Origin of the sequence: Duganella sp. 1224 (genome assembly GCF_013408245.1) — a bacterium.
Classification (GTDB): Bacteria; Pseudomonadota; Gammaproteobacteria; order Burkholderiales; family Burkholderiaceae_D; genus Rugamonas.
The window spans coordinates 2,177,360-2,192,602 of sequence record NZ_JACBYS010000001.1 but is presented as its reverse complement, the minus strand read 5'-3'; the positions used below and the strand labels follow the sequence as shown (position 1 = coordinate 2,192,602).

General features: G+C 67.1%; 18 protein-coding genes. 10 read left to right on the top strand and 8 right to left on the bottom strand.

Going from position 1 to position 15,243, the window contains the following annotated elements; genetic code table 11:
* Nucleotide 1: 1 nt before the first annotated feature.
* Genes FHW58_RS09695 through FHW58_RS09685 form a run of 3 tightly spaced genes read right to left on the bottom strand, consistent with a single transcriptional unit; the run spans nucleotide 2 to nucleotide 2,150 of the window.
* Complete coding sequence (locus FHW58_RS09695) at nucleotides 2-943, bottom strand: hypothetical protein (RefSeq protein ID WP_179672809.1); 942 nt, start codon at nucleotides 941-943, stop codon at nucleotides 2-4.
* Nucleotides 940-1,797, bottom strand: coding sequence for an ABC transporter ATP-binding protein (locus FHW58_RS09690; RefSeq protein WP_179672808.1), 858 nt, complete (start codon nucleotides 1,795-1,797; stop codon nucleotides 940-942). Before FHW58_RS09690 ends, FHW58_RS09695 begins: the two co-directional genes overlap by 4 nt.
* Nucleotides 1,794-2,150 (bottom strand): GntR family transcriptional regulator, encoded by a 357-nt coding sequence (locus tag FHW58_RS09685; protein WP_179672807.1) that lies wholly within the window; start codon nucleotides 2,148-2,150, stop codon nucleotides 1,794-1,796. Before FHW58_RS09685 ends, FHW58_RS09690 begins: the two co-directional genes overlap by 4 nt.
* 171 nt (nucleotides 2,151-2,321) lie before the next feature.
* On the opposite strand from FHW58_RS09685, the gene FHW58_RS09680 reads away from it, so the two are divergent.
* Genes FHW58_RS09680 through FHW58_RS09655 form a run of 6 tightly spaced genes read left to right on the top strand, consistent with a single transcriptional unit; the run spans nucleotide 2,322 to nucleotide 8,252 of the window.
* The gene (locus FHW58_RS09680; protein ID WP_179672806.1) at nucleotides 2,322-3,173 is read left to right on the top strand and encodes an STAS domain-containing protein; all 852 of its coding nucleotides are present in this window, start codon (nucleotides 2,322-2,324) and stop codon (nucleotides 3,171-3,173) included.
* A 7-nt stretch (nucleotides 3,174-3,180) separates the two neighbouring features.
* Nucleotides 3,181-3,537: an STAS domain-containing protein gene (locus FHW58_RS09675; RefSeq protein ID WP_179672805.1), complete on the top strand. Its 357-nt coding sequence runs from the start codon at nucleotides 3,181-3,183 to the stop codon at nucleotides 3,535-3,537.
* Entirely contained in the window at nucleotides 3,537-4,004 is a 468-nt protein-coding gene (locus FHW58_RS09670; RefSeq protein WP_229265109.1) for an anti-sigma regulatory factor, read from the top strand. The genes FHW58_RS09675 and FHW58_RS09670 overlap by 1 nt, the downstream gene beginning before the upstream one ends.
* The gene (locus FHW58_RS09665; RefSeq protein ID WP_179672804.1) at nucleotides 3,992-5,017 is read left to right on the top strand and encodes an ATP-binding SpoIIE family protein phosphatase; all 1,026 of its coding nucleotides are present in this window, start codon (nucleotides 3,992-3,994) and stop codon (nucleotides 5,015-5,017) included. Before FHW58_RS09670 ends, FHW58_RS09665 begins: the two co-directional genes overlap by 13 nt.
* A complete protein-coding gene (locus FHW58_RS09660) occupies nucleotides 5,014-6,339 on the top strand; it encodes a sensor histidine kinase (protein WP_179672803.1) in 1,326 nt (441 codons plus the stop codon). The genes FHW58_RS09665 and FHW58_RS09660 overlap by 4 nt, the downstream gene beginning before the upstream one ends.
* A gap of 14 nt (nucleotides 6,340-6,353) precedes the next feature.
* Nucleotides 6,354-8,252, top strand: a complete 1,899-nt coding sequence (locus FHW58_RS09655) for a response regulator (protein WP_229265108.1) — start codon at nucleotides 6,354-6,356, stop codon at nucleotides 8,250-8,252.
* Here FHW58_RS09655 and FHW58_RS09650 read toward each other — a convergent pair.
* Nucleotides 8,235-8,945, bottom strand: a complete 711-nt coding sequence (locus FHW58_RS09650; protein WP_179672801.1) for a DUF72 domain-containing protein — start codon at nucleotides 8,943-8,945, stop codon at nucleotides 8,235-8,237. The two genes, FHW58_RS09655 and FHW58_RS09650, sit on opposite strands and share 18 nt — an antisense overlap.
* 37 nt (nucleotides 8,946-8,982) lie before the next feature.
* Here FHW58_RS09650 and FHW58_RS09645 point away from each other — a divergent pair, with 37 nt between their 5' ends.
* The 3 genes from FHW58_RS09645 to FHW58_RS09635 all read left to right on the top strand — a co-directional run bounded on the left by FHW58_RS09645 (nucleotide 8,983) and on the right by FHW58_RS09635 (nucleotide 10,982).
* Nucleotides 8,983-9,540, top strand: coding sequence for a DUF1439 domain-containing protein (locus FHW58_RS09645; RefSeq protein ID WP_179672800.1), 558 nt, complete (start codon nucleotides 8,983-8,985; stop codon nucleotides 9,538-9,540).
* 126 nt (nucleotides 9,541-9,666) lie between these two features.
* Nucleotides 9,667-10,176 carry a DUF6622 family protein gene (locus tag FHW58_RS09640; RefSeq protein ID WP_179672799.1) on the top strand — a complete coding sequence of 170 codons (510 nt, stop codon included), beginning with the start codon at nucleotides 9,667-9,669 and terminating at the stop codon, nucleotides 10,174-10,176.
* Nucleotides 10,177-10,229: 53 nt separating this feature from the next.
* Nucleotides 10,230-10,982: a tetratricopeptide repeat protein gene (locus FHW58_RS09635; protein WP_179672798.1), complete on the top strand. Its 753-nt coding sequence runs from the start codon at nucleotides 10,230-10,232 to the stop codon at nucleotides 10,980-10,982.
* Nucleotides 10,983-10,984: 2 nt separating this feature from the next.
* On the opposite strand, the gene FHW58_RS09630 is transcribed toward FHW58_RS09635, so the two are convergent.
* From FHW58_RS09630 to FHW58_RS09615, 4 genes are read right to left on the bottom strand one after another with little or no spacing between them, the layout of a single operon-like run.
* Nucleotides 10,985-11,752, bottom strand: coding sequence for an ABC transporter substrate-binding protein (locus FHW58_RS09630; RefSeq protein WP_179673358.1), 768 nt, complete (start codon nucleotides 11,750-11,752; stop codon nucleotides 10,985-10,987).
* On the bottom strand, nucleotides 11,752-12,507 hold the full coding sequence (locus FHW58_RS09625) for a UDP-2,3-diacylglucosamine diphosphatase (RefSeq protein ID WP_179672797.1): 756 nt from the start codon (nucleotides 12,505-12,507) through the stop codon (nucleotides 11,752-11,754). Before FHW58_RS09625 ends, FHW58_RS09630 begins: the two co-directional genes overlap by 1 nt.
* Nucleotides 12,508-12,510: 3 nt before the next feature.
* The gene (locus tag FHW58_RS09620) at nucleotides 12,511-13,005 is read right to left on the bottom strand and encodes a peptidylprolyl isomerase (protein ID WP_179672796.1); all 495 of its coding nucleotides are present in this window, start codon (nucleotides 13,003-13,005) and stop codon (nucleotides 12,511-12,513) included.
* A gap of 45 nt (nucleotides 13,006-13,050) precedes the next feature.
* Nucleotides 13,051-13,632, bottom strand: a complete 582-nt coding sequence (locus FHW58_RS09615) for a peptidylprolyl isomerase (RefSeq protein ID WP_179672795.1) — start codon at nucleotides 13,630-13,632, stop codon at nucleotides 13,051-13,053.
* Nucleotides 13,633-13,854: 222 nt separating this feature from the next.
* Between FHW58_RS09615 and cysS the strand changes: the two genes are divergently transcribed.
* Nucleotides 13,855-15,243: a cysteine--tRNA ligase gene (gene cysS, locus FHW58_RS09610; protein ID WP_179672794.1), complete on the top strand. Its 1,389-nt coding sequence runs from the start codon at nucleotides 13,855-13,857 to the stop codon at nucleotides 15,241-15,243.

Here is a 15,243-nt window from a genome sequence, read left to right as displayed (position 1 = left end):
CTCAAGCCTCTTCACGGCGGCGGCGGGTGTAGATGGCGACCGCGATCATCGCCGCGCCGGCGGCGGCGCCGATCCAGACGTTGGGATTGCCCAGCGAGGACCACGAGCTCTCGAACATCAGTTGCGTCACCGAGACGCCGCTGTCGCCGTCCAGGTGGATGACCGGGCGTTCGACGGCAATCCACGAGCCCGGCACCACGCTCAGCAGCAAGCGCGAGGTGATGTGACTGGCGAACCACAGCGCGTTGAAGTCCAGCTGCAACATCTTTTGCGCCCACACCAGCAGCAGCGTGGTGATGAGCGGCGTGCCCACCGCCCACAGGAACACTTTGGAGCGCGCCAGGCTCGACACCATCAGCAGCCAGCCCACCGTCGGCAGCGCCCACAGGATGTACACCGGCAGCACGCCCACCAGGCGCAGCGGCGTCAGGTACAGCTGCGGCGTGGTCAGCAGCACGCCGAACAGATTGGTGCCGTGCGCCAGCAGGAACAGGCACACCGCCAGCAGCATCAGCAGCCCGACCGCGACCGCGATCGCCAGCGTGATCAGCGGCGCCACCACCAGCGCCGTCAGCAGCTTGGACAGCACGGTGGTGGCGTCCGAGATCGGCAGCGACTTCCAGAACAGCAGGCTGCGGTCGCGGCGTTCGTCATGCAGCGCGCCCAGGCAGTAGAAGAACACCAGCAGGCCGAGGATCACCAGCACCGGCATGCCGGCCGTGATGTACAGCTCCGCCATGGTCTGCGCCAGCTTCACGCGCGCCGCGCCCTCGATGGTCACGCTGATCGGCTGGCCGTACATCTGGATGCGCTGGAGGTTGCCGAAGATCAGGCTGGACAGGACCAGCGCGACCACCGCGCCGGCGATCACCACGGGCGTCCACAGCAGCATGCCCTTGTTTTCCCACATCTCGCGCTTGAGCAGCCATTTCATGGTTTTCATGCGTAACTTCCTTTCATGGTCGCAACGAACAGGTCGGCCACGCTGGGCGTGCGCAGTTCGCCAAAATTGGACAGCTGGTCGCGGCTGGCGCCGTCAAACAACATCACCGGCTTGCCGAACACGGTGCGCTGGCTCAGCGGTTGCAGCGCGTTGGCGGCCGCCACGAACTGCGGCTCGACCATCACCTCGGTGAAGCGCTCGCCCACCTCGTCCATCGACGCCGCCAGCGCGATCTTGCCGTTGTCGATGAATAGCAGGTCGGTCAGGATGTGCTCGACTTCCTCGATCTGGTGGGTGGTGATCAGGATGGTCTTGTTCTCGTCGAAGTAGTCTTCCAGCAGGTTCTGGTAGAACTGCTTGCGGTACAGGATGTCCAGGCCCAGCGTCGGCTCGTCCAGCACCAGCAGCCGGGCGTCGATTGCCATCACCAGCGCCAGGTGCAGCTGCACCACCATGCCCTTGGACATGGCCTTGACCTTCATGTTGGGCGTCAGCTTGGTGTTGGCCAGGTATTTCTCGGCCTTGGCGCGGTTGAAGCGCGGGTGCACGCCCTCGACGAAATCGATGGCGTCCCGCACCTTGAGCCAGCGCGGCAGGATGGCGACGTCGGCGATGAAGCACACCTCGTTCATCAGCGCCTCGCGCTGGGTGCGCGGGTCCATGCCCAGCACCGACAGCTCGCCCTGGAACGGCGTCAGGCCGAGGATGGCCTTGAGCGTGGTGGTCTTGCCGGAGCCGTTGGGACCGATCAGGCCGACGATGCGCCCGGGCGCCACCGTGAAGCTGACGCCGTCCAGCGCGGCCTGCTTGCCGTACTGCTTGCGCAGGTTGCCGGCGGTGATCAGCGCGCTCATGCCGCACCTCCGGCGGCCGGCTTCAGCAAGGCCTCCAGGTCCAGCCCGAGGCGGCGGATGCGTTCCAGCACCAGCGGCCAGTCTTCGCGCAGGAAGCGCTCGCGTTCGGTGGCCAGCAGTTTGTCGCGGGCGCCATCAGTCACATACATACCTAATCCCCTCCGTTTTTCGACCAGCGTTTCGTCCACCAGCTCCTGGTAGGCGCGCGAGACCGTGATCGGGTTGAGTTGATAATCGGCGGCGATCTGCCGCACCGAGGGCAGGGCGTCGCCGGGCTTGAGCAGGCCGTCCAGCATCATGCCGACCACCTTGTCCTTGAGCTGCCGATAGATCGGCGCATTGTCATTCCACATACATGGTTACCCCTTACGTGTGTTAATGAAGTGGTGTTGTAGTGAACTATAACACTAGAAATCAAAAAAGCAAGCAGTTTTGCTCTCCGCGCACGATTGAAAACCCTATTTTTGATGCAATGTTATATAGTCTGACAGTTACGTCATCTAACACACAAACTAGGGGATTGAATGGCTGCCAATAACATCGCTCAACGCCTGAGCAACCTGATCACGCAACACGAAGCCGACATCCTGGCCACCTGGACCGCTGAGATGAACGGCAAGAGCTTCCGCAGCGACGACGCCACCATGCACCGTCACACGCGCCAGCTGCTGGCCCTGCTGCCGGCCGCCGTCGCCACCGGCGGCACCGACGACATCAACGTGCGCCAGTGGGACGAGGTGCGCAATCTGCTCAACGAAATTTCCACCCAGCGCGCCAAGCAGGGCTCGACGCCGAACGACACCGCGACCTTCGTGTTCTCGCTCAAGCAGTCGCTGTTTGCCATGCTGCGCCGCGAACTGGCGGCCGAGCCGCAGGCGCTGGCCGAGGCGTCGTGGGCCATCAGCACCGTGCTCGACCAGCTGGGCCTGTACACGCTGGAGGTGTTCCAGAAGAGCCGCGACCAGATCATCGTGCGCCAGCAGCACGAGCTGATGGAGCTGTCGACGCCGGTGGTCAAGTTGTGGCACGACATCCTGGCGCTGCCGCTGATCGGCACGCTGGACAGCGCGCGCAGCCAGGTGGTGATGGAGAGCCTGCTGGAAAAAGTGGTGGAAACCGGCGCCGCCATCGCCATCATCGACATCACCGGCGTGCCGACCGTGGACACGCTGGTGGCGCAGCACCTGATGAAAACCATCGCCGCCGCCCGCCTGATGGGCGCGGACTGCATCATCAGCGGCATCCGCCCGCAGATCGCCCAGACCATCGTCCACCTGGGCGTGAACCTGGAGGACGTGGTGACCAAGGCCACGCTGGCCGATGCCTTCGTGGTGGCGCTGAACCGCGTCGGCGCCACCATCACCCGCCAGGCGTGAGGGCGGCATGGAACGCATCCCTATCTTGCGCATCGGTGACCTGCTGCTGGTCACCATCCAGGTGGACATGCACGACCGCCTGGCCATGACCTTGCAGGACGACCTGACCGAACGCATCGTCAGCGACCGCGCCAAGGGCGTGCTGATCGACATATCCGCGCTGGACCTGGTGGACTCGTTCATCGGCCGCATGATCAGCAACACCGCCGCCATGGCGCGCGTGCTGGACGCGCAGACGGTGCTGGTCGGCATGCAGCCGGCGGTGGCCATCACGCTGGTGGAGCTGGGCCTGACGCTGCCCGGCGTGAAAACCGCGCTGAATGTGGAAAAAGGCATGAAGTTGCTAGGAAAGAACTACGTCTGATGAGCCCATCGACCCTGGATGTCAGCCGTTACCGTTCACCCTTGCTGACCCGCTACGCCAGCCAGGCGCAGCTGCACCAGGTGCTGCCGCTGGAAACCGACGAGCACGTCGTGGCGGTGCGCAAGGCGGTGCGCGAGCAGGCCATCGACATGAAGCTGAGCCTGGTCGACCAGACCAAGCTGGTGACCGCCGCCAGCGAGCTGGCGCGCAACACCATCAAGTACGGCGGCGGCGGCGTGGTGCTGCTGGAGCGGCTGGTGGACGGCCTGCGCAAGGGCTTGCGGCTGGTGTTCGCCGACACCGGCCCCGGCATTGCCGACATCGAGCTGGCGCTGCGCGACGGCTACACCAGCGGCGGCGGCCTCGGCCTCGGGCTGGGCGGCACGCGCCGCCTGGCCGACGACTTTACCATCGATTCCAGCCCCGGCGAGGGCACAGCGGTAGCGATCATCAAATGGAAAATCTAAGCAGTTCGCTGGCGCCGGCCGAATGGATCGTCGTCAGCCACGCCAGCGATGCCGGCGCCGCGCGCCGCGCCGGCCAGGCGCTGGCCGCCCGGCTGGGCATGAGCGACACGCGCGCCGGCCAGCTGGCCATCATCATCACCGAGGCCGCCACCAACATCCTCAAGCACGCCGGCGACGGCCGCCTGCTGGTCAGCGTGGCCGAGCACGGCGGCCAGCGCTGCATCGAGGTGCTGGCGCTGGACCAGGGACCGGGCATCGCCAACCTGGCGCAGGCAATGCAGGACGGCGTGTCGACCGCCGGCACCGCCGGCACCGGGCTGGGCGCCATGCGCCGCCTGGCCGACCAGTTTGACGTCTACGCGCCGCCCGGCAAGGGCACGGCGCTGTTCGCGCGCCTGTGGCTGGACGCGGCGGCCGCCACCCAGCCGGCCTGGACGGGCGGGGTGTGCCTGCCGCTGCCGAGCGAAACCGAATGCGGCGACGCCTGGGCGGTGACGCCGCACCAGGGCCGCCTGACGCTGCTGATGGCCGACGGCCTGGGCCACGGGCCGGAGGCCGCCAAGGCCTCGGCCGCGGCGGTGCGCGCGGTGGCCGGCCTGGGCGGCCTGCCGCCGCAGCGGCTGATGGACGAGTGCCACCAGGCGCTGCGGCCGACGCGCGGCGCCGCGCTGGCCATCGCCGCGGTCGATCTGGCCGGGCAACAGCTGGAGTTCGCCGGCATCGGCAACATCGGCGCCAGCATCATCGCCCATGGCGCGCGGCGCCAGCTGATGTCGCACAACGGCATCGTCGGCCACAATGTGCGCAAGGTGCAGCAACTGGCGTTTGCCTGCCCGGCCGGGGCGCTGGTGGTGCTGGCCAGCGACGGCATCACCACCCAGTGGGACCTGGCCCAGTATCCGGGCCTGGCGGCGCGGGCGCCGGCGCTGATCGCCGGCGTGCTGCTGCGCGACCACAGCCGTGGCCGCGACGACGCCAGCGTGCTGGTCATGGCCATGCCGGGGAGCGCATGATGCCCTTCGTCCGCGTCCTGCAGGTCAGCATCGCCAGCGCGCCGGACGTGGTGGCGGTGCGCCAGCGCGCGCGCCAGATCGCCGGCCTGCTCCAGTTTGGCGTGCAGGACCAGGTGCGCATCGCCACTGCCGTGTCGGAAGTGGCGCGCTGCGCCTACGGCCGGCTGGCGGGCGGCCGCGCCACGTTTGCCGTCAACGCCCAGCAGCAGCCGGCGCAACTGCGGGTCAGCATCCACGCCGGCGCTGCCGAGCGGCTGGCGGCCGGCGCCGAGGGGGCGGCGTCGCAACTGCAGGAGGCACTGGTGACCGCGCGCCGGCTGATGGACGATTGCACAGTGCTCAGCGACACGCCGGAAGAACTCAAGGTCGAGATGAGCAAGACGCTGCCGCCGGCGCAGTCGCGCGAGCCGCTTGACCTGGCGCGGCTGGGCGCGCGGCTGGCAGCGACGCCGGTGCAAAGCACCTATTCGGAAATCGAGCAGCAGAACCGCGAGCTGGCGCAGGCGCTGGCCGAGCTGCGCGAACGCCAGGACGACCTGCTGGAACTGACGCGCGAGCTGGAGGACACCAACCGCGGCGTGGTGGCGCTGTACGCCGAAATCGAGGAAAAGGCCGAGCGCCTGCGCAAGGCCGACGAGATGAAATCGCGCTTCCTGTCCAACACCAGCCACGAGCTGCGCACGCCGCTGAGTTCGATCCGCGCGCTGACCACGCTGCTGCTGGACCGCATGGACGGCCCGCTGACCGACGAGCAGGAACGCCAGGTGGCCTTCATCGCCAGCGCCGCCAGCGACCTGTCGGAACTGGTCAACGACCTGCTGGACCTGGCCAAGATCGAGGCCGGCAAGGTGGAGGTGACGCTGGCGCCGTTGCAGGTCGGCGAGATGTTCAGCGCGCTCAAGGGCATGCTGCGGCCGCTGACCCGCAACGCCCCGGTGGAGCTGGTGTTCGTCGAGCCGCCGCCGACCGTGCTGATCTCGGACGAGGGCAAGGTCACGCAAATCCTGCGCAATTTCATTTCCAACGCGCTCAAGTTCACCGAGCAGGGCCAGGTGGTGGTGCAATTGCTGGACGAGGGCGCGCAGCGGATCACGTTTGCCGTCACCGACACCGGCATTGGCATCAGCGCGGACAACCAGCAGCTGATCTTCGAGGAGTTCAGCCAGATCGAACACCCGCTGCAGCGGCGCGCCAAGGGCACCGGGCTGGGACTGCCGCTGTGCCGCAAGCTGGCCACGCTGCTGGGCGGCACGGTCGATGTGTGCAGCGCCGAGGGGGAGGGGTCGACGTTTTATCTGCGGCTGCCGGCCGCTTCCCCATGAACAAGGACACCGTCATGGACAACAGCTCAATTCTGATACTGAATGTGGACGATAACGACGGCGCGCGTTACGTCAAGACACGGATTTTGCAAAGCGCCGGCTTCCGCGTGATCGAGGCCGCCAATGGCACCGACGCGCTGGAGCTGGCGCGCAGGGAGATACCGGCGCTGGTGCTGTTAGACGTCAAGCTGCCCGACATCAGCGGCATCGAGGTGTGCCGCCGCATCAAGGCCGATGTTGCCACCTGCACGGTGCTGGTATTGCAGACCTCGGCCGCGCTGATCGGCCGCGACGACAAGATCCGCGGCCTCGACGGCGGCGCCGACAACTACCTGGCGGCGCCGATCGAGGCCGACGAGCTGATCGCCAACGTCAACGCCTTGCTGCGCCTGCAGCGCACGCAGATGGACCTGCGCAACAGCGAGGAGCGCTTCCGCCAGCTGACCGAAAACATCGAGGACGTGTTCTGGATGTTCAACATCAGCGACCGCCGCCTGCTGTACGCCAGCCCGGCCTACGAACGGCTGTTCGGCCGTCCGCTGGCGCAGTTGCAGCAGGCGCCGGACGACTGGCTGGCGGCGGTCCATGCGGAAGACCGCCAGCTGGTGCAGTCCGGCTGGCACAACTTCCTGCAGCAGGGCCACTACGAGCAGGAATACCGGCTGGGGCAGGACGGCGCGGTGCGCTGGGTGCGCGACCGCGGCTTCCTGGTGCGCGACGACCAGCAGCAGCCGTACCGCATCGCCCGCATCAGCAGCGACATCAGTCAGCGCAAGAACATGGAGGCGCTGCTGCGCCAGGCGGACGAGCACAAGGACGATTTCCTGGCCACGCTGGCGCACGAGCTGCGCAATCCGCTGAGCCCGATCCGCAACGCCGTCACGCTGATGAACACGGTGCCGGCCGAGCAGACCGAGGTACACCAGCACGCGCGCGACGTCATCGTGCGCCAGGTCGGCCACCTGACCCACCTGGTGGACGACCTGCTGGACGTGGCGCGCATCTCGCAGGGCAAGCTGACGCTGCGCCACGAGGACATCGAGCTGCACACGGTGGTCGAGCCGGCACTGGAAACCGTCAAGGCGCTGGTGGAGTCGCGCGGCCACACGCTGACGGTCGACCTGCCGCCGCAGCCGGTGTGGCTGCACGGCGACCCCGTGCGGCTGGCGCAGATCATCGGCAACCTGCTGCACAACGCCGCCAAGTTCACCGACCCCGGCGGCCGCATCGCGCTGAGCGCCACGCTGCCGCAGCCGGACCGCATCCGCATCGCCGTGGCCGACAACGGCATCGGCATCACCTCGTACAACCTGGCGCGCATCTTCAACATGTTCACGCAGGGCGCGTCCACCCAGGACCGCATGCATGACGGCCTCGGCATCGGCCTGTCGCTGGTGTCGCGGCTGGCGGAAATGCACGGCGGCTCGGTGCAGGCCTACAGCGACGGCATCGGCCACGGCAGCACCTTCGTGCTGGAATTCCCGCTGCGCCAGCCGGTGGCGGCCACGCCGGCCGCCGCCGCGGCGCCGGCGATGGCACCAGCCGCGCCAGGCGCGCTGCGCCTGCTGCTGGTGGACGACAACGCCGACTCGGTCAGCGTCATGGCCGAGTTGCTGACGCTGATGGGGCACGAGGTCGCCACCGCCCACAACGCCGAGGACGCGCTGGCGCTGGCGCGCGCCCGCCAGCCGGACACCATCCTGCTCGACCTCGGCCTGCCCGGCACCGACGGCTACACGCTGGCGCGCATGCTGCGCGCCGAGCCGGCGTTCGCGCACACGCGCCTGATCGCCCACACCGGCTATGGCTCCGAGCAGGACCGCGAGCGCAGCCGCCAGGCCGGCTTCGACTACCACCTGGTCAAACCCGCCAACTTTGACGACCTGGAGCGGGCGCTACAGTCCGAGCAGTGAGCGCAGCCGCAGCGCGTTGAGGAGGGCCGCGCCGGATGCGGTGTTGTCGAAGATGCACCAGCCGTCGCGCCCGGCCAGCCAGGCGGCCACGCTGGCCAGGTAGGCCTCGTCGTACGACGAGTAATACATGCGCGGGCTGCCGTGCAGGCGCACATAGGCGTCCTCGGTGGTCGGCACGTACGGCCCCGGCTGGCCGGCCGGCGGATCGGCAATCACGCGGGTGACGCGGTGGCGTTGCAGCAGGGCGCTGGCGTCGTCGCCAAACCAGCTGCCGTGGCGCGCCTCGCACGCCAGCATGCAATCGAACTGGCCGCGCAGGCGCTGCAGGAAGGCCGCGGCCAGCGCCGCGTCCAGCGCCAGGCTGGGCGGTAACTGCACCAGCACACAGCCGAGCTTGTCGCCCAGCGCGCCCGCCTCGGCGGCGAATTGCGCCAGCGGGGCGGCGATGTCGCGCAGCCGCTGGTCATGCGTGATGCTGCGCGGCAGCTTGACCGCGAAGCGGAAACCGTCCGGCACGCTGTCGGCCCAGCGCGCGTAGGTTTGCCGCTGGTGCGGGCGGTAGAACGACGAGTTGATCTCCACCGCGTTGAACACGGCGGCGTAGCGCTCCAGGTGACTGCCGGGGCCGGTGAAGGCGGGGGCGGCGTCGCGGCTGATGCTCCAACCGGCACAACCCAATCGCGTCAGAGTCATATAATGCGCAGGTTCCGTATTTTTGAAGGATGTTCCGATGGATCTTAAACGTTACGCCAAATTCGCCGCGCCACTGTTGCTGGCTGGATTGCTGGCCGCCTGCGCCAGCCTGATCGGCCCGCGCGACGTCGAGTTGCCGCAGGAGCGGCTGCAGGCCAGCCTGGAGCGTAAATTCCCGCTGCACCAGCGCGCGCTGGGCGTGTTCGAGGTCGAACTCAGCCATCCGCGCCTGGCCGTGATGGCCGAGAACGACCGGGTGGCGCTGACCATCGACCTCGGCGTGACGCCGCTGCTGGCGCGCCAGTCGTGGCACGGCAGCATGCTGATCTCCGGCCGGCTGCGGGTGGACAGCCCGCGCAACGCCATCTACATCGCCGACGCCCACGTCGACCGCTTCATCGTCGACAACATGGACGAGGGCAAGCAGGCGCAGATCGCCAGCGTGGCCAATCTGCTGGCCGACCAGGTGATGCGCGACGTGCCGCTGCACACCTTCCGCCCGGAAGACCTGCGCTATGCCGGCGTGCAGTTCGTGCTGACCTCGATCGATACCCGGCCCGGCGGGCTGGTGGCGCGGCTGCAGCCGGCGCAATAAGCCGGTCATTTCGCGCCGCCCGGCCGCAGTTGGCGCCGGGCTGGCGCATTTCGTCGCATCGCGGTCCGCCGCGCCCGCCGCTGGCGCATAGTGTCTCCATCCACACACCACTCAACGGAGCACACCATGATCCAGCAAATTATTTCCCACACCCCCGTCTACGTCTGGGCCCTGTTGGCCTTCCTGATCTACCGCGGCTGGCTGGCCAGCCAGGACCGCGACACCTCGCTGCTGAAAGTCGCGCTGATCCCGCTGGTGATGCTGGGGCTGGCCGTGTCCGGCCTGCATGGCGACGGGCCGCTGGGGCAGGGGGTGTGGGCGGTCTGGGCCGTGGGCGCGGCGGCCTCGGCGGCGGCGCTGTGGACCCTGGCCACCGGCGCCATCGCCGTCGACCGCGCCGCCGGCACCCTCCGCCAGCGCGGCAGCTGGATGCCGCTGTGCCTGATGATGGCCATCTTTGCCACCAAGTACGCGGTGGCGGTGCTGTCGGCCCTCCATCCCGAGGTGGCGCACAGCCTGCCGTTTGCGGCGTCGGTGACCCTGCTGTATGGCGTGTTCAACGGCCTGTTCCTGGGGCGTCTGGCGCGTTACGCCGCCGCCTGGCTGCGCCAGCCGCTGCCGCTTGCCGCCTTGTGATGCGCGGCGCTTGCCTCTACAATCGGTCGTTCCGAGGTTTGTAGAGGTCGTATATGACTATTTTTGGTGTCGGTTTGCATGTGCTGGTGGCGATCTTCTTCGCCATCCACGCCATCCGCAGCGGTCAGCAGCTGTACTGGGTGGTGATACTGTTCCTGTTCCCCGGCCTGGGCAGCATTGTGTATTTCTTCGCGATCTACCTGCCCAATTCCCGGCTGCAGCACGGCGCCCGCAAGGCGGTCAACGCCGCCGCCAGGACGCTGGACCCGGGCCGCGAACTGCGCGAGGCGCGCGACGCCTACGAGTTCACGCCCACCGCGCAGAACCAGATGCGCCTGGCCAGCGCCTTGCTGGAAGCCGGCAACGCCGAAGAGGCGGCCGCGACCTACGAGGCTTGCCTGAACGGCCCGTTCTCGGGCGACCTGGAAATCCGCTACGGCGCCGCGCGCGCCACGCTGGCCAGCGGCCGGGCGGCGGCGGCGGTCACGCATCTGCAAGCCATCCGCGCCAGCGATGACAAGTTCCGCGCCGAGCAGGTGTCGCTGTTGCTGGCGCAGGCGCTGGCGGCGGCCGGCCGCCAGGACCAGGCGCGCGCCGAGTTCGAGCACGCGCTGGGCCGCTACAACGGCTTTGCCGTGCAGGCCGAGTTTGCCATCTGGGCGGCCGGCGTGGGCGATGCCGACAAGGCGCGGCAACTGTACGGCGAACTGCAGCGCACCATGGAGCGCTGGCCGCGCCACACGCGCGACATGAACCAGCCGCTGGTGCGGCGCCTGAACGCCGCCATGGCGTCGGTGCCGCGCTAGGCTCAGCGCGCCGGCTTGCTGTGGCCGGGGTTGAACACGCCGCCGGTGGCGGTGATGGCCAGGTCCAGCTTGCGCATCGTCTCCGCCGCCACATCCTTGCTGCAGACGATGTGGCGGCGCAGGCCCGGCGGCATGCCGGGCGGGTCGTAGCGGACCACGGTCGGGCCGGGATGCTGGGTCTGCTGGAAATATTCCCAGTCTTCGCGGTCGACAAACACGTAGGAGGCGCGGCCGACGGTCAGCATGCGCATCATCTGCGTGGTGTCGACGGTGCGGCTCATCACCTTGTTGCGGCTGGTCTTGATCAACTGGTCCAGCACCGGGCCGTAAGATACGCCCTCGACCACGCCGAGGGTCAGCGTGGGATCGGCCAGCAGCGACTCCAGCGTGGCATGCGACTTCACCTGCGCCAGCGCCGACGGCGCCACCAGCAGGGTGTGCGGCTGGTCTTCGTGGAAAGCCTGGCTGTATTGCGCCAGCGCCTCGCGTTCCGGCAGCTTGTACCAGCTGATGGAGCAGTAATTGCTGGCGCCATGGGCGAAGTTGGCCCAGATGCGCTTTTGCGGCTCCACCACGAAGCGTGCCGGAATGCCGGCCTGCTCAAAGATGGCTTGCGCGCGCGTCAGCAGAAAACCTTGCGGCTTGCCGTCTTGCAGATAGTGATAGGGCGGCTTGTCGCGCCAGGAGACGGTGATGGTGGACGTCGCCGCCAATGCCGCCAGTGTCGCCGCGCCGCCGGCAAGCAAGCCGGACACCAGCCAGCGCCGCATCACGTGGCGATCACCGCGCCGTACAAATCATGGCGCGTGATGATGCCGTGCTGGTCGATGGCGATCCAGCCGCCGCGTGGCGGCATCGCCTCCGGCTCCCAGTCCGGCAGCACGTAGCGCAGCTGGTCGCCGACGCGGTGCAGGGCGGGGCGGTGGGTGTGACCGTGGATCATGACGCTGGCGCCGGTCTGCGCGAACACCTCGGCGATCGCCTCGGGCGTCACGTCCATGACTTCGTAGGATTTGCCGCGTTGTTCCTTGCGGCTGTCGGCGCGCAGGCCCTCGACGATGGCCTTGCGCTGCGCCAGCGGCATGGCGGTGAACTGCTGCTGCCACGCCGGTTGGCGCACCATGGCGCGGAAGGCCATGTACTTGGTGTCTTGCGTGCACTGGGCGTCGCCGTGCAGCACCACCACCCGCTGGCCGGCGATGTCGGCCACCCAGGTTTCCGGCAACAGCGTCAGCCCGGCCACCTCGGCAAAGCGGGCGCCGACCAGGAAGTCGCGGTTGCCGGCGACCCAGTACAGCGCCACGCCGGCGTCGCTGACGGCGCGCAGCGCCGCCACCACCTGCGCATGGAAGGGATCGGCGAGGTCGTCGTCGCCGGCCCAGTACTCGAACAGGTCGCCAAGCAGGTACAGTTGCTGCGCGTGCCGCGCATGCCGCTCCAGGAAGCCGAAAAACGCCGCACTGGTGGCGGGATGCGCGGGCTGCAAATGCAGATCGGAAATGAACAGCGCGCAGACTTCAGACATTGCTCAGGCTGCCAGTTCGATGCTTTCGATGATCACGTCTTCCGCCGGCACGTCGGCAAACATGCCGCTGCGGGTGGTTTTGACTTTCTTGATCGCGTCTACGACGTCGGTGCCGTCCACCACTTTGCCGAACACGGCGTAGCCCCAGCCGTCCTGGCCCGGGTAGTCCAGGAAGGAGTTGTTTTTCACGTTGATGAAGAACTGCGCCGAGGCCGAGTGCGGCGCCGAGGTGCGGGCCATGGCCAGGGTGTAGGTGTCGTTCTTGAGGCCGTTCTTGGCTTCGTTTTCCACGGTCTTGTCGGCTGGCTTCTGCTTCATGCCTGGCTCGAAACCGCCGCCCTGGATCATGAAACCGTCGATCACGCGGTGGAAGATGGTGTTGCTGTAGTGGCCAGCGTTCATGTATTCCAGGAAGTTGGCGACGGTCTTCGGCGCTTTTTCCGCGTCCAGTTCGGCAGTCATGGTGCCCAGGTTGGTTTTGATGATTACTTTGGTCATGTTGTTATCCTGAAATAGGTTAATGAGTGCGGCAAGGCCGCTATTTTACTGTTTTGGCTGGATTGGTGTCTTCAAAATCGTCGCCGACTTCACCACCACCGGGATCACCGGCAGGTTCTGGAAGACGCCCTTGTCGTCCACCAGCACGGCCTTGATCTTGTCGACCGTCTCCTGGCCCTTGATGACGCGGCCAAACACCGCGTAGCCGCCGCTGCCGTCCGGCCCCGGCGCGTCGAGGCCGGCATTGTCCTCGACGTTGATGAACCACTGCGAGGTGGCCGAATTCGGATCGCCCATGCGCGCCATCGCCAGCGAGTACTTGACGTTGTGCAGGCCGTTGTTGGCTTCCAGCGGAATCGGCTTGTTGGTCGGCTTGCCCTTGAGTTTTTCGTCGTAGCCGCCGCCCTGGATCATGAAGCCGTCGATCACGCGGTGGAAGATGGTGTTCTTGTAATAGCCGGACTTGACGTAGGCGAGGAAGTTGTCCACCGACTTGGGCGCCTTGTCATGGTCCAGTTCCAGCACGATATCGCCCATGGTGGTCTTCAGTTCCACCTGCGGGGAGGCGGCCAGCGCGGCGCCGGACAGCGCCAGGCCAACGAGGGCGGTGATCAGTTTTTGGTGCATCGGGCTTCCTCTAATCAATGTTGGATAGGCATAATCCGGTAACAGATGAGGCCTATGCTGTTTTTATCAATGCTATACTTTGGACATTCTACCCCTTAGAAGGTGGAAACAAGAACATTCCCGAGGTTCCCCCAGGCACACGAAGATGACAGGTGCGCGCCGTTTTCCATGACGCACCGGGCCATCGTATTGCCTGTGGCCTCCCGCAAACGCAAGAGTCCGATGAGCAATTTAAAGATTTACAACACGCTGGCGCGTGACAAGCAGACCTTCGTACCGATCGAGCCGGGCAAAGTCCGCATGTATGTATGCGGCATGACCATCTACGATTACTGCCACATCGGCCACGCCCGCATGATGATGGCGTTCGACGTCATGTACCGCTGGCTGCTGGCCTCCGGCTACGACGTCACCTACGCCCGCAACATCACGGACATCGACGACAAGATCATCAAGCGCGCGGTGGAAAATGGCGAGACCATCACCCAGCTGACCACCCGCTTTACCCAGTACATGGACGAGGACACCACGGCGCTGGGCATCCTGCCGCCGACGCTGGTGCCGCGCGCCACCCAGTACGTGCCGCAGATGCTGGCCTTGATCGAAACGCTGGAATCGAAGGAACTGGCCTACCAGGGCGAGGACGGCGACGTCAACTACGCGGTGCGCAACTTCCCGCAATACGGCCGCCTGTCCGGCAAGTCGCTGGACGACCTGCGCGCCGGCGAGCGCGTCGACGTCAACACCGGCAAGCGCGACCCGCTCGACTTCGTGCTGTGGAAGGCCGCCAAGGCGTCCGAGCCGGAAGAGGCCAAGTGGGATTCCAAGTGGGGCAAGGGCCGCCCGGGCTGGCACATCGAGTGCTCGGCCATGTGCTCGGCGCTGCTGGGCGAACATTTCGACATCCATGGCGGCGGCGCCGACCTGCAGTTTCCGCACCACGAGAACGAGATTGCCCAGTCGGAAGGCGCGTTTGGCCACCAGATGGTCAACTACTGGGTGCACAACGGCTTCGTGCGCGTGGACAACGAGAAAATGTCCAAATCGCTGGGCAACTTCTTCACCATCCGCGACGTGCTGAAGAAGTATGACGCCGAGGTGATCCGCTTCTTCATCCTGCGCGCCCACTACCGCAGCCCGCTGAACTACTCGGACGCCCACCTGGACGACGCGCGCGGCGCGCTGACCCGCCTGTACACCGCGCTGGACGGCGTGGAAGGCGACGGCCAGCCGCTCGACTGGCAGGAAGCCCACGCGGCCCGCTTCGCCGAGGCCATGGACGACGACTTCAACACGCCGCTGGCGGTGGCCGCGCTGTTCGACCTGGTGACCGAGCTGAACAAGTCGAAGTCGCCGGCGCTGGCGCGCCAACTGAAGGGCCTGGCCGGCGTCATCGGCCTGCTGCAGCGCACGCCGCAGCAGTTCCGCCAGGCGGCGGTGGGCGAGGCCGGCGGCGACGACGGCGCCATCGAGGCCGCCATCGCCCAGCGCGCGGCGGCCAAGAAGGCGCGCAACTTCGCCGAGTCGGACAAGATCCGCGCCGACCTGCTGGCGCAGGGCATCATTCTCGAAGACAAGCCGGACGGCACCACCAACTGGCGCCGCGCATAA